Source organism: Williamsia sp. Leaf354, assembly GCF_001424365.1.
GTDB lineage: Bacteria > Actinomycetota > Actinomycetes > Mycobacteriales > Mycobacteriaceae > Williamsia_A.
Window position 1 is genome coordinate 448245 of sequence record NZ_LMPL01000004.1, and the last position, 22700, is coordinate 470944.

Below are 22700 nucleotides of genomic sequence, written 5' to 3' on the forward strand. Positions count from 1 at the left end.
TGTGTGGTGTGTGTCAGCCGTAGATGGTCTGGCCGGAATCGTCGGCCTCCTTGCCGATCCGGCGGGCGAGGAACAACCCCTCGAGCGCGAGTTCCAGTGCGCTGGCGCGCTCCCCGTCGTCGGTCGCCTCCAGGCGCTCGGCGATGGTGTCGATGACCGGGCCGGTGGTGTCCGGTGCCGGGATCGACCCGAGGAGTTCCTTCGCCGTCACGCGGTCACCGGTGACCACAGGCTCGCCGGTCTCGAGTGCGGAGACCAACGGCGCCATGTCGATCCCGGCGAGGTGCTCGCGCACGGTGTCGGCGGTGGCCTTGCGCAGCAGGTGCTCGAGGATCTCCATCTCGCGACCCTCCTCGCCCGACTCGAACTCGACCTTGCCGCGCAGCACCTCGATCACCGATCCGAGGTCGACGACGCGTGCGGTCGCCGACTCCTCGCCGACGACCGTCGCCCGGTGCAGCGCCGCCGCGGCGACCGTCTCGGCGCCGGCTATGGCGAAACGCGCGGAGATGCCCGAGCGCTGGTCGACCGACGGGTGATCGCGCACGTAGCGGGTGAAGCGCGCGAGGATCTCGGTGACGAAGGTCGGCACGGTGGCGACGAGATCGGCCTCCTGCTCGATGACGGCGACCTCGTCGTCGAGTTCGAGCGGGTAGTGGGTGCGGATCTCGGCGCCGAAGCGGTCCTTGAGCGGGGTGATGATGCGACCGCGGTTGGTGTAGTCCTCGGGGTTGGCGCTGGCCATCAGCATCACGTCGAGCGGCAGGCGCAGCGAGTAGCCACGAACCTGGATGTCGCGTTCCTCCATCACGTTGAGCATGGAGACCTGGATGCGCTCGGCGAGGTCGGGGAGCTCGTTGATGGCGACGATGCCGCGGTGCGCGCGCGGGATGAGACCGAAGTGGATGGTCTCCGGGTCACCGAGGCTGCGGCCCTCGGCCACCTTCATGGGGTCGACGTCGCCGACGAGGTCGCCGACGGAGGTGTCGGGGGTGGCCAGCTTCTCGGCGTAGCGCTCGGAGCGGTGCTTCCACGCGATCGGCAGGTCGTCCTGCAGGTTGGCGGCCTTGCGGATCGAGGCCGGGGTGATCGGCTCGTAGGGGTGCTCGTTGAGCTCGGCGCCCTCGATGACCGGCGTCCACTCGTCGAGCAGGCCCACGAGGGTGCGCAGCAGTCGCGTCTTGCCCTGGCCACGCTCACCGAGCATGACCACGTCGTGACCGGCGAGCAGGGCACGCTCGAGCTGCGGGATCACGGTCGTCTCGAACCCGACGATGCCCGGCCACGGGTCGGCGCCGGTACGCAGGGCGGTCAGGAGGTTGTTGCGGATCTCGTCTTTGATCGATCGCTGGATGTGTCCGGAGGCGCGGAGTTCCCCGAGGGTGCGCGGCGTGGGATGAGCAGTTTGCTGAGACGTCACCACTCCACGCTACGAGCCTTTGGATGTCCGTGCACCGGACTGCCCCTGCCCGGTCGATTCTTCCCACGTCGCGACGCCCCGCGCGACGCCCCGCCGACCGTGCCAGAACTCCCCGCCGACCGTGCCGAAACGCCCCGCCGACCGTGCCGAAACGCCCCGCCGACCGTGCCGAAACGCCCCGCCGACCGTGCCGAAACTGCGCGCTGACCGTGCCATCTGACGCGGCGGCCAGCCGGATGGGCACGCTCGGCGGAGGGTATCGGCACGGTCGGCGGAAGGTTTCGGCACGGTGGGCGGGAGGTATCGGCACGGTGGGCGGAAGGTTTCGGCACGGTCGGCGGGTCGCGAGTCGCGGTCAGCGGACGGCCAGCCAGACGGCGAGGGCGACGCCGAGGACGCCGATGGTGATGCGCAGCGGGGTCTCGGGCAGCCGGGCGACGACGGGCGGCCCCGCGTATCCGCCGGCGAGGCAGCCGATACCCATCGCGACCGCGGCCACCCAGTGCACCGGACCGGTCGCGGCGAACACGATCGCGGCGACGAGGTTGCAGATGCCGAGCAGCGCCGACTTCAGCAGCGTGGCCCGCCACAGCGGGTGGGCGCTGGTGACCAACGCGAGGGCCAGGAAGATGGTGCCCGCACCGGCACCGAAGTAGCCGCCGTAGATCGAGACGATCGTGATGCCGACGGCGAACACCATCGGCAGTTCCCGATGCCCCGCCATCCGTCGCAGCCACGGCTGGGCGAGCACGGCCGCCGACGCGAGCGCGACGAGGTACGGCACCACGGTCTCGAACGAACCGGGCGACGACCGCAGCAGCAGGATCGCGCCGACCAGTCCACCGGCCGCCGACAGCACTCCGAGCGCGACCAGTCGCCGTGGTTCGTCGAGCAACTTGGTCCCCGACTGCGCGCTGCTGCCGACGCCGACCGACACCAGCGCGACGGTGTTGGTGACGTTGGCCGCGAGCGGCGGCAACCCGGCGAGCAGGAGTGCGGGATAGCTGACGATGGACGCCAGACCGGTGATGTAGCCGACCAGCCCCGCGCCGAATCCGGCTGCCACGAGCAGCACCAGGGTGAGGAACGTCATCAGAAGGCCATTGTGCGCGTCGACGGCCGACGTTTTCGCGCCCGGGGTGGCCGCGGGCCAGGTGATAGCACGAATCCTACGCTCGGGTAAAGGGTTCCGTGCCTCTGCCGAGGCCGGACCACGAATCACGCTGATTTGAACACTTGGGACTTCCGACCCCGGTCACCGATGATTCTCGGCGTGATCGAGATCCATGACCTGACCAAGACCTACGGCCGCGGCGCCAGTGCCGTGACCGTGCTCGACCGTGTCGACTTCACCGTCTCCGCCGGTGAGATCTTCGCCGTCGTGGGGCCGTCGGGCGCAGGCAAATCCACGCTGGCGCAATGCATCAACCTGCTCGAACGTCCGACGTCGGGAGAGGTGGTCGTCAACGGCGAGCGCCTGACCGATCTCGACGCTAAGGCACTGCGCGTCGCACGCCGCCGCATCGGCACCGTGTTCCAGTCGGCGAACCTGTTGAGCCGACGCACCGCCGCGCAGAACGTCGCGCTGCCCCTGGAGTACCTCGGGGTGACGACCGCGCAGACGAAGGCCCGTGTCGCCGAACTGCTCGACCGGGTCGGATTGACCGCGCACGCCGACAAATATCCGCACCAGCTCTCGGGCGGGCAGCGCCAGCGGGTCGGCATCGCCCGTGCCCTGGCCCTGCGACCGTCGGTGCTGCTCTCCGACGAGGCGACCTCCGGGCTCGATCCCGCCGCCACCGAATCGTTCCTCGACCTGCTCCGCGAGGTCCGCGACGACCTCGATCTCGCCGTGGTGTTCATCACCCACGAGATGGACACGATCGTGAAGATCGCCGACCGCGTCGGTCGACTCGATCACGGACGCATCGCCGAACAGGGCACCGTCGTCGACCTGCTCCTCGACCCCGAATCCGTTCTCGGGGAGGCCCTTCGACCGCAGAGCGCGGCATCGTCCGCCGCACCCGGACAGGTCGTCATCGAGGTGACCCACAACTCGGTCGCGGTCCCCGGCGACTGGATCGTGCGACTGTCGACCCAGATCGGTGCGCCGGTGTCGGTGCTCGGCGGTCATGTCGGCGACGTCGCCGGGGTGTCGGTGGGTCACTGGACCCTCGCCGTGGATGCCGCTGCCGCAGAGAAGGTCCCGGGCGCCGTCGGCGCCCTGGGCCTGGCGGTGCGCAACGACGTCGCGACTGCCTCGGTGGTCGCGGCATGAGCGCGACGACATCGGTCCTGGCGTCGATCACGGTTCCCACGAACGAGATCCCCGGCCTGTTGATCCCCGCGTTCCGGGACACGGTCATCATGGTCGGGATCGTGATGGTCATCGTGCTGCTCGTCGGCGTCCCGCTCGGTGCGATCGTCCACAACCTCGCGCCGGGCGGACTGTTCGAGAACCGTCGACTCCACACACCGCTGTCATGGATCATCAGCATCGGACGGTCGCTGCCCTTCCTGGTGCTGATGACGTCGATCATCCCGTTCACCCGGTTCGTCACCGGCACCAACATCGGTATCCCCGCCGCGGTCGTCCCGATGTCGATCGCCGGTATCGCGTTCTTCACCCGCATCGTCGAGAACTCGCTGCGGGCGGTGCCCACGTCGGTGGTGGCCGCGGCGACGGCATCGGGGGGATCGACCGTCCAGATCATCTGGACCGCACAGATCTCCGAGGCCCTGCCGAACATCGTCGGCGGTCTCACCATCAACACGATCGCGATGATCGAGTACTCGGCCATCGCGGGCACCATCGGCGCGGGCGGTCTCGGCTACATCGCGGTCACCTACGGCTACCAGCGTTTCGATCACCAGGTGATGATCGCGACCATCGTCACCCTCGTGATCACCGTCGCGGCCATCCAGCTCATCGGCGACGCCCTCGTCCGATTCCTCACCCCCGAGAAATCACGCCGATCAACCTCGCGCCGAACCGACACCGTTCCCGCCGCCGTCTGACACCACCGCCGCCTGACCCCACCGTTCGACCCGACACACCCGTGCACACGCCGACCCCGGCGTGCGCAGATTCTCTGCCCGGAAGAAGAGGACATGACCCAGACAAGCAACACGCCCGTGCGCGACGACAACTCGGGATTCGAGGTGAAGAACAACCGGCGCCGACCGCTGATCATCGGTGCCGTCGTGCTGGTGGTCGTCATCGTCGCCGCCGTGATCGGCTGGCGTATCGCGGGATCGGATGCCAAGTCCCCCAACGACACCGCCGGAGCGACCCTCACCGTGGTCACCGCGGAGGGCAACGCCAACGAGCAGGCACTCGTCGACTACATCGCGGCGAACGTGGCTCCCAAGTACGGCATCAAGATCAAGTTCAAGGGCCTCGCCGACAGCACCACGCTGAACCGTGCGGTCAGCGACGGCGAGGTCGCGGGCACGATCTACCAGCACAAGCGGTGGCTGTCCCAGGTTCTCGACGCCAACCCCGACTTCAAGGAGGTCGCCGCGACGCCGGTCTTCCGCTGGGGCTTCGGAGTCTGGTCGGACAAGTACACCGACGTCTCGCAGCTGCCCGACGGCGCGAAGGTCTCGCTCTACTCCGACCCGGCCAACGAGGCCCAGGGCCTGTGGCTGCTGGAGCGCGCCGGTCTGATCACGCTGAAGTCCGGGATCGACAAGTCGCGGGCCACCCAGAACGACATCGCCACCAACCCGAAGAACCTGCAGTTCACGCTGCTCGACTTCGCGGCCCAGTCGCGAGCGCTGCCCGACCTCGACGCCACTGTCGGCTACACCGAGTACTACCTCGCCGCGGGTATCCCGATCAGCAAGCAGATCTTCTCGCCGGCGGCCCCCGACGAGTTCGCCGGGCAGCTCACCATCGGCACCCGGTGGCAGAACGCCGACAACATCAAGAAGCTCGTCGCGGTGTTCAAGGATCCGGCCGTGCAGCAGTACCTGCGCACCGACCCGACCGTGAAGAACATCCTGTTGCCTCTCTGATCCGACGGTCACGGTGATCTGACGGCGATCGACGCCCGTCGACACCTCGGCCCCCGTTCGCGAGCAGATCGCGGACGGGGGCCGAGTGCGTTGTGGGGTTCCCTATTTCGTGGCGAGTGGTGCGACGCCTCCGCTGATGTCGGTGATGGCCCAGTTCTTGTTCTTGTCGACCGTGATCGGGTACAGCGCAGTGGTCTTGACCCCACCGGGTGACTGGACGTTGGTGACCTGCACGTCGACGAACACCTGCACCACGTAGACGCCGTTGTTCTGCGACTTGATGTCGCTGCCGACCAGCGTGCCCTTTGACACCCACTGCAGCTGCCCGAGGAGTTGTCGCAGAACGGGTTCGGTGTCGGCGAACTGTTTGATCATGGCGTCGTCGACGCCGGTCTTCAGCGCCGCGAACCAGGGATCGAAGTTGCGGTAGTCGATCTCGGCGGCTTTCACGGCGTAGTCGCTCGCGACGTCCTCGGCCCGCTGGGCCTGTGCGTTCTGCGACGTCAGGCCCTGGTAGTCGTCGCGGTAGCCCAGCGCGGAGACGATCGCGACCGTGGTGGCCACGGCCAGCACCACGACCAGTACGGCCGCGGTGATGAGCAGACCCCGACCGGGGCGCCGGGCCGCGTCGCCCGCGGTCGTCGAACGACTCTCGGCCGGCGTGCTCCCGGCCGTCGACTCGCCGGGCTCGGCAATCTCGGCGGGCGCGGTCACCGGGGTGGCCGCGACCGGTTCCGCGGGCGCGGCGGACTTCTCGGGCTGCTCCGGTTCCGGCGTGCGGGGTGAGCGCCCGTCGAGTCCGGAGAACTCCGAGGCAGACTTCTCCTCGTCCGGCTTGCCCGAATCAGACACTGGCAGTCAACTCCTTGTGCATGCGGCCGACGCTACTTGGTGGCCACGCGGAACCGTACGACGCCGTTCTCGTCGACGATCTGCAGGCCACGTTCGACGAACGACGCGATGTCGATGTTGGTGGCGGGGGCGATCTGGGAGATCAGGGGTAGCAGGACCCCGAGCGGTGGTGTCACCTTGGGCAGGATCCGTTGCAGGTACTCGCTGAGTTTGGTGACGAACGGGTTGATCACCTGATCCCACGCCACCGCACCGTTCGTCGCGCTCGCGAGCCCCGGGAACAGTCCGAACAATGCGGTGATCGAGGCCTGATTCGTCCCGAGGGCCCTCGATCCCGACGACAGCGGCGGGCCGATGCCGTCGGCCTTGCGGACGAATTCCTGTGCGGTGTCGAACAGATCCGAGAACTCGGTGCGCTGGGTGGTGACGGTGCGCGAGAACTGGTTGGAGAACTCGCCGAGTTTCGTGATGTCGTCCTCGCGGCCGATGTACCCGGCGTTGATGGTGTTCGCGATGCTCAGCAGCCGCTTCGGGTCGATCTGGCCGACCAATCGTTGCAGATTGGTCAGCGTCTCCCCGACCGTCGCCTGCGTGATCACGTTGCGGCTCAACACCGCTCCGTCACGCAGGTACGGACCGGTGGAGCGGGTGGAGCTGAAGTCGACGTACTGCTCGCCGACGAGCGACAGGTTCGCCACGGTCACCTCGGCGTCGGCGGGGATGTCGTAGCCGTCGTCGATCGACAGCGTCGCACGCAAGCCGTCGGGACGGACCGCGATGTCGGTGACGTGACCGACCTCGATGCCGTTGTAGAGCACCCGCGAACGGGGGAGGAGTCCACCCGACGACGCCATCTCCACGGTGACGGTCTCGGTGTCGGCGAACGGCTTCAGCTTGAGGATCCCGATCCCCAGGTATGCCGCCAACGCCACCGAGACGACCACCAGCAGCACCAGCGACGTGCGCACCCCGATCCTCATCGCCCCATCCTCATCGCATCGCCCCGATCATCCGCAGTGTCGATGCCACGGTGCGGATCTGATCGTTCGACGCGGTCGGGGTCGACAGGCCGCGCGGGGAGGTGATGTCGACGATGTTCACCGACGGGCTCGCGAGCAGCGGCAGGATCTTGTCGTTCACGAGCGAGTCGAGCCGTGCGATGTCCGACGGCGCCGAGGCGTCCAGCGACACCGCGAGATCGACCAACGGGTTGGCGGTGTCGATCAACCCGACCAGCTGCTGGTAGCGCGGACCGAACAACTTGGTGACGCTGGTCAGTTGGAAACCCAGGGAGGTCAACACCTTCGCGAACCCGACGAACGACACCAGGGCACCGCCGATGCGTTCGGGGCCAACGTCGAGCGCGAAGCCGAGCCCCGGTCCCTCGGCCTGCACCGAACGACCCAGCACGCCGAGCGAATCGAGGATCTCCCCCACCGACGAGGAGTTCTCGGCGATACGGGCGATCAGTTCGCGGGAGGTCTCGATGCCCTTGTCGCGTTCGCCCTTGTTCTCCGGGAACGCGGTGTTGGCCTTGTCGACGGTGCGCTGGATCTTCTCCAGTGTGCCGCCGTTGGCCAGGGCGGCGATGCCGCCCAGCAGGTCCTCGACGGCCGGGGTGACCGTGGTCTGCGACAGCGGGATCGTCGCCCCGTTCCCGAGTCGGACGCCGCCGCCGGAGGCGGGTGGGGTGAGCGAGATGTAGATGTCGCCGAGCAGCGTGGACTGTTGGAGCGCGGCGCGGGTGCCCTGCAGCACGTCGACGTCGGACGCGATGTCGACCGTGGCGACGGCCACCGGCGAGGTCGCCGATCCGCCGATACCGACCGACCGCAACACCCCGACCTTGGTCCCGTTGAGCAACACCTTGCTCCGGGCGGGCAGGTTCAACACGTTGCTGAACTCGATCTTCAACGCCCTGCTCTCCCCCGACACCCGTGTCCCGGGCAGCGGCAGGTCGGTCACCTGGATCCCGCAGGCCGCCGACATCCACGCGACGAGGAGTGTCGCGACCACCATCACGGTGCGCCGCACACGACGCCGGTCGCCGATCATCGGATGCCTCCCGATCCGAGGACGAGGGCGACGAGGTCGGTGTCGACCGACTCCCGCGCTCCCGGGGACGGACGGCACGATCCGGCCAGGGCGCGGTTGAGGGCGGCGCAGGTGACGCCGGCCGAGGCGACGGGAACCCGCACGCGCGGGGGCTTGATCGTGATCGCCAGACCGGCCTGCTTGTCCTGCGCCATCGCCTGCAGCGCCGACATGACCGGCGGCAGAGACTTGAGCAGCGCCACGATCTGGTCGGTCGGCAAGAGCTCCACCAGCGGTGTGATGAGGCCGAGCAGGGTGAACAGGATCGGGTCGAAACGCTGCAGGTTCGACGCCAACTTCGGCACCACCGACGTGAGCCGCACGAGTGCGGGGTTGAGTTCGCGCGTGAGGTCGCCCAGCGCCGTGGCGAACTTGCCGACGTTGTCGACCGCGAGTCGCACGTCGGGCCACCGCTGCACGAAGAAGTCGGCGAGCTGCTGGCCGTTGGTGATCAGCGACCGCAGCTGGGTGTCGCGCAGTTGCGGATCACCCAGTGCCGCACCGAGTCCCTGGACCGCCCGGTTGAAGTCCTCTGCGGTGCCCTTGAGGCTGTCGTCGACCGACGCCAGCGCGGTGCGCACCGCCTGCTGTTGCTCGGGCGAGCGGCCACCGGCGTCGGTCAGCTGCGCGGAGAGCTTGTCGAACGCCGAGAACGCCTCGCTGAGACTCTTCGGGGTGTGGGTGCGTTCGAGGGGGATGCAGTTCCTGGTGTCCCAGGTGGCCCCGCCGACATAGCTGGTCGGGATCTCCAGGCGCCGATCGGTGACGATGGAGTCCGAGGTCGTCACCGCCGACACGTCCGCGGGGAGCTTCGTGGCCGAGTCCATCGAGAAGCTGACGCGGACATGACCGTTCGACGGTGCCACGCCGGTCACCCTGCCGATGGTGACGCCGAGCAGGGTGAGATTGCTCCCGGGGTAGAGCCCGATCGAGTCGGACATGATCGCGCATCCCGAGGTGCTCGATGCGTCGTCGCTCGCCCGGACCGCGGCGACGCAACCGGCGATCACGGCCACGATGGCGACGACGATGACCGACCGGGTGGCCCAGCGGCGCAGGCCCGACGGGGCCTGCGGTGTCATGGAGGTGGTCATGTCAACACCGCCTATCCGGCATCGGGATGCACAGGGCCGGGGCGTCGGCGACGGTCTTCGACAGGTCGACGGTGGGTGTGCCCGACACCCCGAGCGCCGACCCGAGCTGATTGGCGATGGCGGTCAGCCTGTCGAGGATCGGACCCGAACCGGTGAGCGTGGTCCGCACCCGGTCGACGATGGCCTTGATCTTGTCGATCTGCGGATCGATCGTGCCCGAGAGGGCTTCCACCGGGGGCTGCAGGAAGGCGAACAGCGCATCGACCCCGCGCACGGTCTGCAGACCCTGCTCACGGAACTGGTAGAAGCGGTACCCGATGATGCCGACGAGGCGCAGCAGGTTCACGAGCTTCGCCCGACCGTTGTTCAGCGCGCCGAGGTATTCCTCGGTGACGGCGATGGCGCGATCGAGGTCCTGGTCGCGATCACCGAGGGTGGTCGTCACCTGCGCCACCTGGGAGACGATGTCGCGCACCGCATCCGACCGTCCTCGCAGGGCGAGGTTCACCTGCGAGAAGGTCTCCCGCGCGGTCTGCGCATCGAGCTTGTCGACCACGTCACCCGAGTCGCGGATGACGTCGGTCAGCTCATACGGCGTCGACGTCCGTTCACGGGGGATGTGACCGCGCAGCGGCGACGTGCCCTTCGGTGTCACCGCGAGGTAGTGCCCACCGATGGCCGTCGACAGGCGGATGTCGGCGGTGGACTCGTCGCGCAGGTTCACCGAGTCGTCCACGTCGAAGGAGATCTCGACGTGGTCGCCGACGACCTTCACCGTCCTGACCTCGCCGACCGGTATGCCGGCGACCCGCACCTCGTCCCCCGACCGTATCTGCCCGCTCGACGCGAAATCGGCGGTGACGTCCGACGATCCGAACGGCACCACGTAGAGCAGCCCGGCGACGACGGCGACGATCACGATGACCACCACTCCACCGAGACCGAAGAGCACCTGCCGGCGGCGCACGGCGGCGGCGTCGCGACGTCGGGTCAGTTGCGGGCTCATCGGCAGATCACCACCGGGGCGCCGGCGAGCAGCACGCTGGTGATCGGTCCGGGGACCGACTGACCGCGGCCGCAGCTGTAGGAGGCCTTCGTCGCCGAGTTCACCGACGCCAGCAGCGAATCGAGGACGCCGGGGATGCGCGCGAGCAGGTCGGAGGCGTCGTTGGTGGCCGGGATGTACTTGCGCAACAAGCGGTCGATGTCGGCGTAGTTGCCGTAGTAGACGCCGTTGAGGCTCTGCAGGACGAGACGCAGCGGGGTCAGCGCCTTGGCCGCGAGCGTCAGCGACCTCTCGGTGCCGTCGAGGTCGGAGGCCAACGCGCCCAACGCGTCTCCGGCGCGACTGATCAGTTCGTTGAGCCGCGGCGACTTGTACTGGATCTCCTTGGCGACCGACCCCAGGCCGGTCACGAACGCCGCCACCATGTCGGAGCGGTCGGCGACCACCGACGTCGCCTGGTTCAGCTTGTCGAGGATCGAGCCCAGATCCGGCCCCCGACCCTGGACCACGGCCAGGATGTTCTCGGTGAACTCGTTGATCTCGGCCGGGTCGAGCACCTTGAACACCGGCCGCAGACCGTTGAACAGCGCGGTGATGTCGAACGACGGGATCGTCCGCGCGGTCGGGATCACCGCGGAGGTGTCGGCGCGACCGCTGCCCGGACCGTCGGTGAACACGTCGAGATACCGCTCTCCCACCAGGTTCAGGTAACGGATCGCGATCTCGGTGTTGTCGAACAACGGCACCGTCTTCTGGATCCGGAACGTGACCCGGGCGATGTCGTCGTGCAGTTCCACCGACGTCACCCGTCCGACTCGCACACCCATCTGGCGGACATCGTTGCCCGACGACAGGCCCGAGGCATCGGAGAAGTCGGCGGTCACGGTGCGTTGGTCACCGGGGACCGAGGGCGACAGGGCGCCGACGACCACCCAGGTGGCACCGATCATCACCACCACGAACAGGGCCAGGTAGACCATCGACGAGCGACGGAGCGTCATCGTCCACCCGCCTTCGGGGCGGCCTTCGGCATGGCGGCACGTGGTGCGGGCGCGAGCATCTGCAGGAACGGCGCGAGCTGCGGCATCTGGGCGACGGTGAGGCCGACCTGGAGGGTGACCTTGCCGTTCTGGGTGGGCATCGACTTCTCCAGCCGGCCCAGCAGTTCCCGTGCGTCGCCGACCGCGGGCGGAATCGACCGCAGCGTCTGTCCCAGCGGCGATCCGGTGACGATCAGGAAGTCGAGCAGGGTGGCCAGTCCGTCGTAGTTGTCGCGCACGAGACCCCCGAGGCCGCCGACGGTGTTCACCAGTCCCGACAGCGAGTCCTTCACCGAGTTCACCACGCGGGGATCGGTGTAGGCGGCGGTCTGCCGGGTCAGGCTGATGAGCACCGAGTCGAACGGTCCCTCGAGGTCGGCGACGCCGCGCGTGACCGGACCCAGGATGCGGATGAACTCCGCGAGCGGCATCTGCTGACGCGATGCGGCGAGGTTGAGAAGGTCCAGGCCCGACCGCACGAGCGGCTGCACCGCGGTGACCAACCGGTCGGCGATGTCGATGGTGCGGCTGAACTCGTCGCCGGTGATGGTCGTCGAGATCTCGCCCACCTGGCGCAACAGGTCGGCCACCGACACGTTCGTCGAGTCCGCACCGATGGTGATCCGTTCACCGTCGCGCAGGCGACCCGCGCCCGGAGTCGACCCCGACGCGGTCGAGGTCGCCGCCTGCAGTTCGATCCCGGTGACGCCCAACAGGTTCGACGGCGCATAGGCGGCCGACACCCGGTCGGGGATGGACGACGCCTGGTCGGCGTCGATCGACATCGCGATCTCCTGGCGACCGTCGTCGGTGACGGTGACACCGTCGACCCGTCCGACGATGAGGCCGCGGTACTTCACGTCGCCGCCGGCCGCGAGACCGTCGCCCACGGAATCGGCCACCGCCGACACCCGCACGGTGCTGTCGAAGTCGCCGCGGGCGTACAGGGTGAGCGGGATCGCGAGGACCAGCACGACGACCAGGGTCGCCGCGCCGAGGGCCAGCAGTGCCGAGCGTGAGGGGCCGCGCCCGGACGGATCGTGGTACGCCATCAGCCGGAGAACCTGAATCCGACGTCCGAGCCGTAGAAGACGAGGGTGAGCAGCATGTCGAGGACGACGATGACGACGAAGCTGTTCTTGATCGCGCGGCCCGAGGCGACGCCGACACCCTCGGGTCCGCCGCTCGCGTAGAAGCCCTGATAGCAGTGGATGAGGATGACCGCGACGACGAAGACCACGGCCTTGATGACCGCGAACAGCATGTCGACGGGGGCGAGGAACGCGTTGAAGTAGTGGTAGTAGGTGCCCGGTGACTGCCCGTTGACGGTGTTCACGACGAAGGCGCACGACAGGTAGCTGAGGATCAGGGTGATGAGGAACAGCGGGATGATCGTCACGATCCCCGCGATCACCCGGGTGCTGACCACGAACGGGATGGGACGGATCGCCTGGGCCTCGAGGGCGTCGATCTCCTCGGAGATCCGCATCGACCCGATCTCGGCGGTCATACGACAGCCCGCCTGGGCGGCGAATCCGATCGCGACGACGATCGGACCCAGCTCGCGGGTGTTCACATACGCCGACAAGAAGCCGGTCAGCGGGCCGATGCCGAACAGTTTCAGCGTCGCGAACGACTCGATACCGATCGACCCACCCACCGACAGTCCCAGCACGACGAGCACCACGACCGAACCGCCACCGACGATGAGGCCACCCGATCCCCACATGAGGTCGGACAGGACCGCGCCGGTCTGGCGGCGGTAGACGCGCAGGGCGTGCGGGATGGAGCGCAGGACGTCGAACACGAAATGGACCTGGTGTCCGATGCGTTCGATCCCCGACACCGGGACGACCGCCGCGCGGCCGAGGTTCGTCGTCCACCTGCGCGACCTCGCGTAGGTCTGCAATCCGACCACGCGTCAACCCGCCTTCGTCGTCACGAACATCGTGACGAGCTGGGTGACGGCGAGATTGAGCAGGAACGACGCGACGACGCCGAGCACGACCGCGGCGTTGACCGCGTCGGCCACACCGCGCGGGCCGCCCCGGGCCTCGAGGCCGCGCTGGCAGGCGATCGCCACGACCACGATCCCGAACAGGATCGACTTCGCGATCGCGATGACGAGGTCACCGACACCGGCGAACTGCCCGAATCCGCCGAGGTAGCTGCCGGGTGCACCGCCCTGGAACGACACGTTGATGAAGTAGCCGGCGGTGACGCCGACGAAGATGATCTCCATACACACCAGCGGCGCGACGAAGACGACCGCGAGCAGTCGCGGAGCGACCACCCGGCGGGCCGGGTCGATACCCATGGTGCGCATCGCGTCGATCTCGTCGCGCACGGTGCGGGCACCGAGGTCGGCGGCGATGGCCGACCCGACGGCACCACCGATGAGCAGGGCCGAGGCGATCGGCGCACCCTGCTGCAGGATGCCGAGTGCGCCCGCCGCGCCGGCGAGCGAGGACGCGCCGAGCTGCTGGGTGAGGCTGCCGACCTGGACCGAGAGGATGACGCCGAAGGGGATGGCGACCAACACCGCGGGGATGCCGGCCACACCGGCGAAGAAGCTGGTCTGGGTGAGGGTGTCGCGCCATTTGTGGCGACCGGTCACGATGTCGCGAAGGAGATGCGCGAACGAGGTGACGGTGAGCTCGATGAGACGACCGAGGGTGGCGATCGCCGACAGCACGGCGTCCATCGCCCGCGACAGGGTCGACGAGCCGCGTCGGGTGACTCCCACCGAACCCGCCACCACTGCTCCCCTGCCCGCGCTTCCTCGCGACTCACCGTCGCCGTGATCGTGGTCACTGTAGTGGCTGCGATCTGAGTTTTGCTTCATTTGGCGGGGTTCGTTGGACGGCTGACCGGGAACCGTCCGGTCGATGGTGACGCTGTCCCACATGCACGCCGACCACGGTGCGCCCAGGGCGGGTGGCACCCTTGCACCATGACCGAATCGCACCGGCAGGACACACCTCCGACGCCCACCGGCCGCGGCGCACTCGACGGTGTCCGGGTCCTCGAACTCGGGACGCTGATCGCGGGCCCGTTCGGTGCCCGCCTGCTCGGCGACATGGGGGCCGACGTCATCAAGTTCGAGGCGCCGGGCTCCCCGGATCCGTTGCGCGGGTGGGGACAGGCCGAACGTGACGGCCACCGGTTCCTGTGGACGGTGCACGCGCGCAACAAGCGCGCGGTCACCCTCGATCTGCGCGACGACCGCGGCCGGGCGCTGTTCCTCGACATGGTGGCGACCGCGGACATCATCGTGGAGAACTTCCGGCCGGGGACGCTGGAACGGTTCGGCCTCGGCTACGACGTTCTGCGCGAACGCAATCGGGGCATCATCCTCGTGCGCGTCTCCGGTTACGGACAATCCGGACCCGATTCGGCGCGCACCGGATACGCATCGGTCGCCGAGGCGGTCAGCGGTCTGCGTCATCTCAACGGGTATCCGGGACAACGGCCGCCCCGCCTCGCGCTGTCCCTCGGTGACACCCTCGCCGGGATGTTCGCGGTCCAGGGCGCTCTGGCGGCGCTCTATCACCGCACGGTCACCGGCGAGGGACAGGTCGTCGACTGCGCGCTCACCGAATCCTGCCTGGCCGTGCAGGAGTCGACGATCCCCGACTACGACATGGGCGGAGTGGTCCGCGGTCCGTCGGGCACACGCCTCGAGGGCATCGCGCCGTCGAACATCTATCCGAGCGCCGACGGGTCACTCGTGGTGATCGGCGCCAACCAGGACACCCTGTTCCGGCGACTGTGCGCGGCGATGGGTCGTCCCGAACTGGCCGACGACGAGCGCTACGCGACCCACACCGCGCGCGGACGCAATCAGGACGAGCTCGACGCGGAGATCGAGGCGTGGACGTCCACCGTGCCGACCGAGGACCTCATCGAGACGCTCACCGCCGCCGGGGTGGTGGTGGGCCCGATCAACACCGTCGCCGAGGTCGTCACCGATCCGCAGATGCTCGCGCGCGACATGATCGTCGCCCACCACGACGAGCGGATCGGTGAGACGGTGTTGGGCCCCGGTGTCGTACCCAAGCTCCTGGGCACCCCGGGGTCGGTGCGCAGCGCCGGACCGGCCACCCCGGGACACCACAACGCGGAGGTCTACGCCGATTTCCTCGACGCGCAACAGTTGGCCGACCTACGCGCAGCGGGTGTCGTGTGACGGCGGGGCCACGGTGACGACCGCACCCGATCCCACCGCATCCGACCCCACCGGACCGGATGGCCCGGGGGCGGCGACGACCCCGAAGGGGCGCCGCACCGAGCGGGCACTGCTCGACGCGGCGCGGACCGTGTTCGCCGAGAAGGGTTATCTCACGGCGAAGATCTCCGACATCGCCTCGACCGCAGGGCGATCCACCGGCTCGTTCTACAACTACTACGACAGCAAACAGCAGCTCCTCGAGGCACTGCTCGGGGAGTTCGCGGCCCAGGTCCTCGACGAGACGCGCCGCAATCTGACGCCCGACCCGGCGGTGAACGTCGAGCAGGCCGTGCGCGCCTACTGGAGCTCCTACCGCGACTACCTGCCAGAGATGATCGGCGCGTTCCAGTTGTCGATGACCGATCCGCAGTTCGCGCAGTGGTGGCGCCACCGGCGATCCGAGGGCATCTCCGCCGTCCTGGCCGTCTTCCGTTCCGCCGAGGCGACCGGCGTGCGGATCGGGCTCGACAAGTACCTGTTCGCCTCGGCGATCGTGTCGATGCTCGAATCCTTTTGTTGGACATGGTTCGTCACCGGCGGCGACGAGGCCGTGGAGCGATCGGCGACGTCGGACTCCGGACGCGACGAGGAGAGCGCGATCATGACGCTCACCGAGATCTGGCGCCGCGGACTGATCAACCCGGCCGAGAACGATGCGTCACCACCGAATCCGTAGCGACACAAACTATGTCGGCGCGGCCGTCGCCCGCCGGGCCGCCATTGGACAAAAGCAGTGGGTGTGCCCACAATGGCGGGCGGGGAACACGCGGTACCGGCCGATCGGTCGACCGTAGGAGACATCCCGGCGGTCGCGAGACCACCGGATCGAGGGGGGAACCTCGTGAACGCACACCACGGAGCTCAACCGTGCCCGGAATCGGACGCGGGGTCGCCGGCGGCGACCCGTCCGACCACCGACGAGGTCGACCATGTCCTACGACGGGCGTGAGCGGGGCGGGGCCGACCTGCGCGAGGTCGGGTCCCCCGTCGAACCGGACGCCACCGCCCCGGACACCACCGACACCGCCGGTACCGACGTGGATGCCGACACCACCGCCGAGGTCGTCGCGAACCCCGTCGTCGATGCCGGTCCGTATCGCAGCCTGACCCCGTACTCCGAGGACGACGGCGACATCTTCTTCGGCCGCACCGACCTGTGGCGTCGGCTGCACGTCCGCGCCGTGCCCGGTGGTGGCCTGGTCACCGTCGTCGGTCCGACCGGAGCGGGCAAGACCTCACTGGTCCACGCCGGGCTCATCCCCGAGATCCGCCGCAGCGGTCTGCGACGCGACGGCGAGCGTGTCGCCGCCACCGTCGCCACCATGACCCCGGGCTCCGCGCCGATGGCTGCGCTCGACGCCGCCCGCGTGGCCGCCGATCCAAGCGAAGACCCCCACGCCACGGCGTGCCTGCTGGTGGTCGACCAGGCCGAGGAACTGTTCACCCTCTGCGACCGCTCCACGCGAGCGGAATTCCTCGCCGCGCTCGACCGTCTCGCCGCCGACCGACGTTTCGCGGTGGTCATCGTCCTGCGCGCCGACTTCTACGCCCGCGCGGTCGCCGAACCGGTACTCGTCGGCACCCTCGACGACCGCGCGGTCGTCGTGCGCACGATGAGCGACGACGAACTCCTCGCCGCCGTCGAATCGCCGGCCCGCACCCGTGGCGTCTCGGTCGAGGCGGGTCTCGGACCCCAGATCATCGCCGATCTCCACGCCGCCGAGTCCGGCGCGCCGGACCTCGTCGCGCTCGGCATGACGATGGACCACCTCTGGCGCACCCGCGCCGACGACACGCTGACCCTGGCCGCCTATCGCGCATCGGATCCCCTCCACTCGGTCGTCGCCGACACCGCCGAACGCGCCTGGACCCGCCTCGCCGAGGCGGATCGGCGCACGGCGCGGCTCGTCCTGCTCGCGACCGTGCGCGTCACCGCCGAGGGTGAGGTGGTCGCGGCCGACGTCGCACGGACCGATCTGCACACCCGGTTGGGTCGACAGCGCCGCCTCGACACCGTCATCGACCACCTGGTCGGTGCGAACATCGTCCGTGTCGTCGACGGTCGGCTCCGGCTGACCCACGACTCCCTGCTCACCGCATGGCCCCGGCTCGCCGACTGGGCCGCCGACCGTCGCGCCGGCGCCCCGATCCGTACCGCGGTGATCGCCGACGCCGTCCGCTGGGACGCCGGCGGCCATCCCGCCGACGAGCTGTACGACGATGTGCGACTGCAATCCGCCGACCACGCCGTCGAACCGGTCGACGTCCTCGGTGCACCCGCCGAGGCGTTCCTCGCCCGTTCCCGCGAGCGGGCGGCGTTGCGCCGATCCCGCCGTCGCGTGCTGCTCGGCGCGCTCGTGTTCGTCGCCGTCGTGTCCCTCGTCGTCGCGGTCACCTCGGTGATCCATGGCGACGACACCGCATCGCAGCGCGACGCCGCCCGCACCGACGCCGCCCTCGCACGGATCGGCGCGACGGCCGCCTCCGATCCGACCGCATCGGCGCGCCTGGCCCTGCAGGCCTTCCGTGCCGCCCCCGGCGATCCGCGCGCCGAGTCGGCGTTGCTCGCCACCCAGTCGACGCCGTTGGCACGTCCGATGTCGGCACTGCCGCCCTCGGTCGCGGTCGCGACCACCGGATCCGTCCGCTCAGACCGGGTGGCCCTCACCTCGGCCGACGGCACCGTCCGGATCACCGGCACCGGTCCGGACGCCGCGGTGACCGCCACCGTCGACGACGCGACCACCGCCCGCGGACCGCAGTCGGTCGCCCTCGACGCGGGGGCCACGCTGCTCGCCGCCGCCGGTGACGCCGGCGCAGTGCGCCTGTGGCCCGTCGACGCCGCGGGCGCGATCACCGGCGCACCCGTCGTGCTCGGCGACGGACCGGCACCGGTCGAGTCGCTGACGTTCGCACCGAACCGTCCCTGGCTCGCCGCCGTCGACGCAGCCGGTGCGGTACGCGTCATCGACGTCGCCGATCCGCGTCGGCCGGTCATCCTGTCGACGCTGCCCGGCGGATCCGCCGCGCGCACAGCGGTGTTCGCGCCCTCGACCACACCCGCAGCCGCGCCGACGCTGGTGGTCGGTTCGGCCGACCGCCGCGTCACCGCGTGGGATCTGTCCGATCCCCGCTCCCCCGTCGCCGACGACGCCCGGCTCGTGCTCGACAACCCGGTCGCGGCCGTCGCGGTGGCCGCGGGAGGCGACACCCTCGCCGCCGCCGACGCCGCGGGCGCGGTCACGCTCGCGTCGCTGTCGACGTCGGGACTCACGCGCGTCGGTCCCGGTCTCGGCCGGTCGGGCGCCGTCGACCCCGGTGTCGACGACACCGTCGTCGGGGTGTCGAGCCTGTCGTTCGCACCCACCGGACACCGGCTCGCGGTGACCTCGGCCGACGGCTCGACACGGGTCTGGGACGTCACGCACGCCGGTCTGCCCCGCGTGCTCACCGGTGACCTCCGGTCGGAGTCGACGACCATCGCCGCGGCACGGTTCACCGACTCCTCGACCCTGGTCACCACGGGCAGCGGTGTGCCGCATGTGTGGTCGCTGCCCGCCGGTCTGCTCGACGGCGGTTTCGGTGGCGTCGCGACCCCGGCCTGTTCGACGGCGCAAGCCGCGTGCGCGACGTCGTTCGTCGACGGACCGGTGCAAGTGTGGAACGCCGCGGACCCGTCGGCACCGTTGGGCGGGTTGGTCATCGACGCGCCCGATCACTTCGACGGTGCGGCGATGAGCCCCGATGGTCGCTGGATGATGACCGTCGACGCCGGGCACCTCGCCCAGCTGTGGGACGTGTCGGGTCCCGGCGCCCCGCTCGCGGTCGGTGCGCCCGTCGCACTCGGACCGCAGCCGGTGGGCACCATCCGGTTCAGCCCCACGTCGTCGGTCCTGGCGATGAGCCTGCGCGGCAACACCTCCGTGGGCGTCTACGGCGTCGATCGTCGCGGCCTCACCCCGGTCGCCGACCTCGATCTCGGTGGAGCACCGGCCGCCGCGGTGGCGTTCTCGGCCGACGCCGGGCAGATCGCGCTCGGCGGCTCCACCGGCGTCGTCCGCACCCGCCTCACCCCGTCGGGCACCGGTCAGGTCTCGGGTCGGCTGACCCCGGGCTCGCCGGTCACCGCGCTCGGCTACGTCGACGGCGACGTGGTCGTCGGCGACAGCACCGGCGGCATCACCCGCTACCGGGCCGACACCGGCGGTCAGGTCGGACCGCGGACCCCATTGGGTCGGTGGGCGGTCACCTCGATCGTCGCCCTGGGCACCACGACGGCGACGGCGTCGGCCGACGGCTCCGTGCACCGCATCGGCGCCGACGGTTCGGTGCGTCGGGTCGGCAACCTCTACGGCACCGCCGATCAGGGCCCCGCGCGGCTGACCGCACTCGGCGACGACACCGTCCTCGTCACCGGCGACGGCGGCGCGCAACAGTTCTGGTCGTTGCGCACCGACGACGTCGCCGCACAGGTGTGCCGCGCCACGGCGTCGGAGGGGTGCTGAACGTCCCGATCGCTCAGGCGGGTCGCCAGTTCGACGACAGCTCGACCGCCCGTGCCCACGTCGCGACCTGACGGTCCCGCTCATCGGCCGGCATCTGCGGCGACCATCGGGCCGCGGCCTGCCAGTTGCGGCGCAGCTGCGCGGTGTCGGTCCAGAACCCGGCGGTGAGACCGGCACCGTAGGCCGCACCGAGGGCGACGGCCTCGGCCATCCGCGGACGCACCACGGGCAGCCCGCAGATGTCGGCGATCATCTGCATCAAGAGGTTGTTGGCGGTCATCCCGCCGTCGACGACGAGCTCGGTCAGGCGGGTCGCGGCATCGGCGGCGGCGAGATCGTCGTTGACCGCCGCGATCATGGCCTGCGCCCCGAAGGCGTTGGTCTCCAACGCCGCCCGCGCGAGATGACCCCGGGTGACGTAGGCGGTGAGACCGACGATCAGTCCCCGACTGCCCGACACCCAGTGCGGCGCATGCAGACCCGAGAACGCCGGCACGATGTAGCAGCCGCCGTTGTCGTCGACGGTGCCCGCGAGGGTCTCGATCGCCGCGGCGGTCTCGATCAACCCGAGGTTCTCCTTGAGCCACTCCACCAGGGCGCCCGCCGTCGGGTTCGAGCCCTCCAGCGCGTAACACAGGGGTTCGCCGTCGATCTGGTAGGCGACGGTCGTGATCAGGCCGTTGCGCGAATGCACCAGCTCGGCACCGGTGTTGAACAGCAGGAAGCCACCCGTGCCGAGAGTGTACTTCGATTCGCCGCTCTCCAACGCCGTCTGCCCCACCAGCGCCGACTGCTGATCGCCGATCATCGTGGTGATCGCGACCCCCGCGACCGGTTCGGTGGTCACCCCCACCGCGCTCAGCGAGGGACGGATGTCGGGCAGCATCTGCTCGGGGATGTCGAACGCGGCCAACAGTTCCCGGTCCCACCGACCGGTCTCGATGTTCATCAGCATGGTGCGTCCGGCGTTGGTGGGGTCGGTGACGTGCAGACCGCCGTCGGGCCCGCCGGTCAGGTTCCACACCAGCCAGCTGTCCATGGTGCCGAACAGGACTCGTCCCGCCCTCGCCCCCTCGCGTGCCCCGGGGACCGTGTCGAGCAGCCACCGCAGCCGCGGCGCCGAGACGTAGTTCGACAGGGGCGCGCCGCTGCGACGATGGAGCTCGTCGGCGTGCCCCTGCGACCGGAGGTCCTCGACGAGGTCGGACGTGCGGGTGTCCTCCCAGACGATGGCCCGGTGCAGGGGGATGCCGGTCTCACGGTCCCAGATCACCGTCGTCTCACGCTGGTTCGTGATGCCCAGACCCACGATCTGCTCGGCCGTCGCGCCCGCCGACCGCAGCGCCTCGGGGATCAACAGACGCACCAGCGACCAGATCTCCGAGGCGTCGTGTTCGACCCAGCCCGGCCTGGGGAAGTACTGGCGGTGCCGGCGCTGGGCGACCGACACGAGCACACCCCCGCGGTCGTAGACGATGCAGCGGGTGGAGGTGGTGCCCTGGTCGATCGCGGCGACGTAGCGGGTGCTCACCGGGCCTGCCCTCCGGTCGCGACGCCGTGGCCCAGTTCCCGGGAGATCGCCCGCGCCGCGGCGATCACGTTGTCCACGATCGCGGTCCGCGGGAGCTCACCGCGACCGCAGATGTCGTCGACACCGCCCATCACACCCACCGCGGCCATCACCGTGCCGCCGGCGTCGCGGATCGGGGCGGCCACCGCCGCCTGATCATGGACGAGATCGCCCACCGCGACCGCCCATCCGGTGTCGCGGACGCGCGCGAGTTCGGCGACCAGGACCCCCGCGTCGACGATCGTGCGGTGGGTGTGGGCCACGAGGTCGGTCCGCAGCACCGACCGCGCGAGGTGCGCGTCGTACGCCAGGTGCACGCGCCCCAGTGCGCCGGCGTGTGCGGGCACCACCGAACCGGTCATCATCGGTCGGGCTCCGGCTCCGCGGGTCGCGAGGACGTCGTGCACCACCTGCACGGCGCCGCCGCGCACGACCGTCACCTGTGTGGCCATCGTCGACCGCGACGCCAACGCGTCGGTCCAGTTGAGGGCACGCGACCGGATCTCGTTGACGTCCCACACGTCGTGGCGCGGGCCGAACGGATCGTCGGCCAGGCGGTATCGACCGCTGCGTTCGTCCTGATCGACCACCCCGCCGGCCACCAAGGTGCGCACGAGGCCGTGCGCGGTGGACTTCACGACGCCGACCGCGGAGGCGATCTCGGCCAGGGTCATCGGCTCGTCGCGCGCGGCCAACAGATGCATCACCGCGGTGGCGCGTTCGACCGACTGGATGAGACCCGGCACATGGCCGACGCTACCCGCTGCAGGCCGTTCGACAATGCCGAACGCTGTCTCTCGTCACAACTCCTGCCGGTGCATACCGTCAGGGTCACGGTGAGATCCAGATCACCGGTTCTGAGTTTTCC

At 69.7% G+C, this 22700-nt stretch carries 19 protein-coding genes; 6 read left to right on the forward strand and 13 right to left on the reverse strand.

All coding sequences use genetic code 11. The features are described 5' to 3' along the window. Positions 1 to 13: 13 nt before the first annotated feature. Both ASG12_RS16630 and ASG12_RS16635 read right to left on the reverse strand, forming a co-directional pair. Positions 14 to 1420 (reverse strand): sigma 54-interacting transcriptional regulator, encoded by a 1407-nt coding sequence (locus tag ASG12_RS16630; RefSeq protein WP_235457185.1) that lies wholly within the window; start codon positions 1418 to 1420, stop codon positions 14 to 16. A gap of 355 nt (positions 1421 to 1775) precedes the next feature. Next, the gene (locus ASG12_RS16635; protein ID WP_055791946.1) at positions 1776 to 2513 is read right to left on the reverse strand and encodes a sulfite exporter TauE/SafE family protein; all 738 of its coding nucleotides are present in this window, start codon (positions 2511 to 2513) and stop codon (positions 1776 to 1778) included. Between the two features lie 180 nt (positions 2514 to 2693). On the opposite strand from ASG12_RS16635, the gene ASG12_RS16640 reads away from it, so the two are divergent. From ASG12_RS16640 to ASG12_RS16650, 3 genes are all read left to right on the forward strand, one after another. Continuing rightward, the gene (locus tag ASG12_RS16640; protein ID WP_055792262.1) at positions 2694 to 3698 is read left to right on the forward strand and encodes a methionine ABC transporter ATP-binding protein; all 1005 of its coding nucleotides are present in this window, start codon (positions 2694 to 2696) and stop codon (positions 3696 to 3698) included. Further along, on the forward strand, positions 3695 to 4438 hold the full coding sequence (locus ASG12_RS16645) for a methionine ABC transporter permease (protein ID WP_055791949.1): 744 nt from the start codon (positions 3695 to 3697) through the stop codon (positions 4436 to 4438). The genes ASG12_RS16640 and ASG12_RS16645 overlap by 4 nt, the downstream gene beginning before the upstream one ends. Before the next feature lie 93 nt (positions 4439 to 4531). Then, complete coding sequence (locus ASG12_RS16650) at positions 4532 to 5440, forward strand: MetQ/NlpA family ABC transporter substrate-binding protein (protein WP_055791952.1); 909 nt, start codon at positions 4532 to 4534, stop codon at positions 5438 to 5440. Positions 5441 to 5542: 102 nt separating this feature from the next. Here ASG12_RS16650 and ASG12_RS16655 read toward each other — a convergent pair whose 3' ends face one another. The 9 genes from ASG12_RS16655 to ASG12_RS16695 form a co-directional block, all read right to left on the reverse strand. Further along, positions 5543 to 6292, reverse strand: coding sequence for a hypothetical protein (locus ASG12_RS16655; RefSeq protein ID WP_235457187.1), 750 nt, complete (start codon positions 6290 to 6292; stop codon positions 5543 to 5545). Positions 6293 to 6324: 32 nt separating this feature from the next. Continuing rightward, on the reverse strand, positions 6325 to 7272 hold the full coding sequence (locus ASG12_RS16660) for an MlaD family protein (RefSeq protein WP_055791956.1): 948 nt from the start codon (positions 7270 to 7272) through the stop codon (positions 6325 to 6327). A 10-nt stretch (positions 7273 to 7282) separates the two neighbouring features. Next, positions 7283 to 8347, reverse strand: coding sequence for an MlaD family protein (locus ASG12_RS16665; protein WP_235457196.1), 1065 nt, complete (start codon positions 8345 to 8347; stop codon positions 7283 to 7285). Beyond that, positions 8344 to 9480: an MlaD family protein gene (locus ASG12_RS16670; RefSeq protein ID WP_055791959.1), complete on the reverse strand. Its 1137-nt coding sequence runs from the start codon at positions 9478 to 9480 to the stop codon at positions 8344 to 8346. The genes ASG12_RS16665 and ASG12_RS16670 overlap by 4 nt, the downstream gene beginning before the upstream one ends. 1 nt (position 9481) lies before the next feature. Beyond that, positions 9482 to 10486 (reverse strand): MlaD family protein, encoded by a 1005-nt coding sequence (locus ASG12_RS16675; RefSeq protein WP_055791963.1) that lies wholly within the window; start codon positions 10484 to 10486, stop codon positions 9482 to 9484. Continuing rightward, complete coding sequence (locus ASG12_RS16680) at positions 10483 to 11487, reverse strand: MlaD family protein (protein WP_055791965.1); 1005 nt, start codon at positions 11485 to 11487, stop codon at positions 10483 to 10485. The genes ASG12_RS16675 and ASG12_RS16680 overlap by 4 nt, the downstream gene beginning before the upstream one ends. Then, the gene (locus ASG12_RS16685) at positions 11484 to 12578 is read right to left on the reverse strand and encodes an MlaD family protein (RefSeq protein ID WP_055791967.1); all 1095 of its coding nucleotides are present in this window, start codon (positions 12576 to 12578) and stop codon (positions 11484 to 11486) included. The genes ASG12_RS16680 and ASG12_RS16685 overlap by 4 nt, the downstream gene beginning before the upstream one ends. Next, positions 12578 to 13372 carry an ABC transporter permease gene (locus ASG12_RS16690; RefSeq protein ID WP_235457262.1) on the reverse strand — a complete coding sequence of 265 codons (795 nt, stop codon included), beginning with the start codon at positions 13370 to 13372 and terminating at the stop codon, positions 12578 to 12580. Before ASG12_RS16690 ends, ASG12_RS16685 begins: the two co-directional genes overlap by 1 nt. Before the next feature lie 75 nt (positions 13373 to 13447). Beyond that, a complete protein-coding gene (locus tag ASG12_RS16695; protein ID WP_082502113.1) occupies positions 13448 to 14230 on the reverse strand; it encodes an MlaE family ABC transporter permease in 783 nt (260 codons plus the stop codon). 249 nt (positions 14231 to 14479) lie between these two features. On the opposite strand from ASG12_RS16695, the gene ASG12_RS16700 reads away from it, so the two are divergent. The 3 genes from ASG12_RS16700 (at position 14480) to ASG12_RS16710 (ending at position 20262) form a co-directional block, all read left to right on the forward strand. Next, a complete protein-coding gene (locus ASG12_RS16700) occupies positions 14480 to 15715 on the forward strand; it encodes a CaiB/BaiF CoA transferase family protein (RefSeq protein ID WP_055791973.1) in 1236 nt (411 codons plus the stop codon). A gap of 13 nt (positions 15716 to 15728) precedes the next feature. Then, on the forward strand, positions 15729 to 16433 hold the full coding sequence (locus tag ASG12_RS16705; protein WP_055792274.1) for a TetR/AcrR family transcriptional regulator: 705 nt from the start codon (positions 15729 to 15731) through the stop codon (positions 16431 to 16433). A 253-nt stretch (positions 16434 to 16686) separates the two neighbouring features. Then, complete coding sequence (locus ASG12_RS16710; protein WP_055791975.1) at positions 16687 to 20262, forward strand: WD40 repeat domain-containing protein; 3576 nt, start codon at positions 16687 to 16689, stop codon at positions 20260 to 20262. A gap of 13 nt (positions 20263 to 20275) precedes the next feature. Here ASG12_RS16710 and glpK read toward each other — a convergent pair whose 3' ends face one another. Both glpK and ASG12_RS16720 read right to left on the reverse strand, forming a co-directional pair. Continuing rightward, the gene (glpK, locus tag ASG12_RS16715) at positions 20276 to 21793 is read right to left on the reverse strand and encodes a glycerol kinase GlpK (protein ID WP_055791979.1); all 1518 of its coding nucleotides are present in this window, start codon (positions 21791 to 21793) and stop codon (positions 20276 to 20278) included. After that, positions 21790 to 22578, reverse strand: a complete 789-nt coding sequence (locus ASG12_RS16720; RefSeq protein WP_200932803.1) for an IclR family transcriptional regulator — start codon at positions 22576 to 22578, stop codon at positions 21790 to 21792. The genes glpK and ASG12_RS16720 overlap by 4 nt, the downstream gene beginning before the upstream one ends. Between the last annotated feature and the right edge of the window lie 122 nt (positions 22579 to 22700).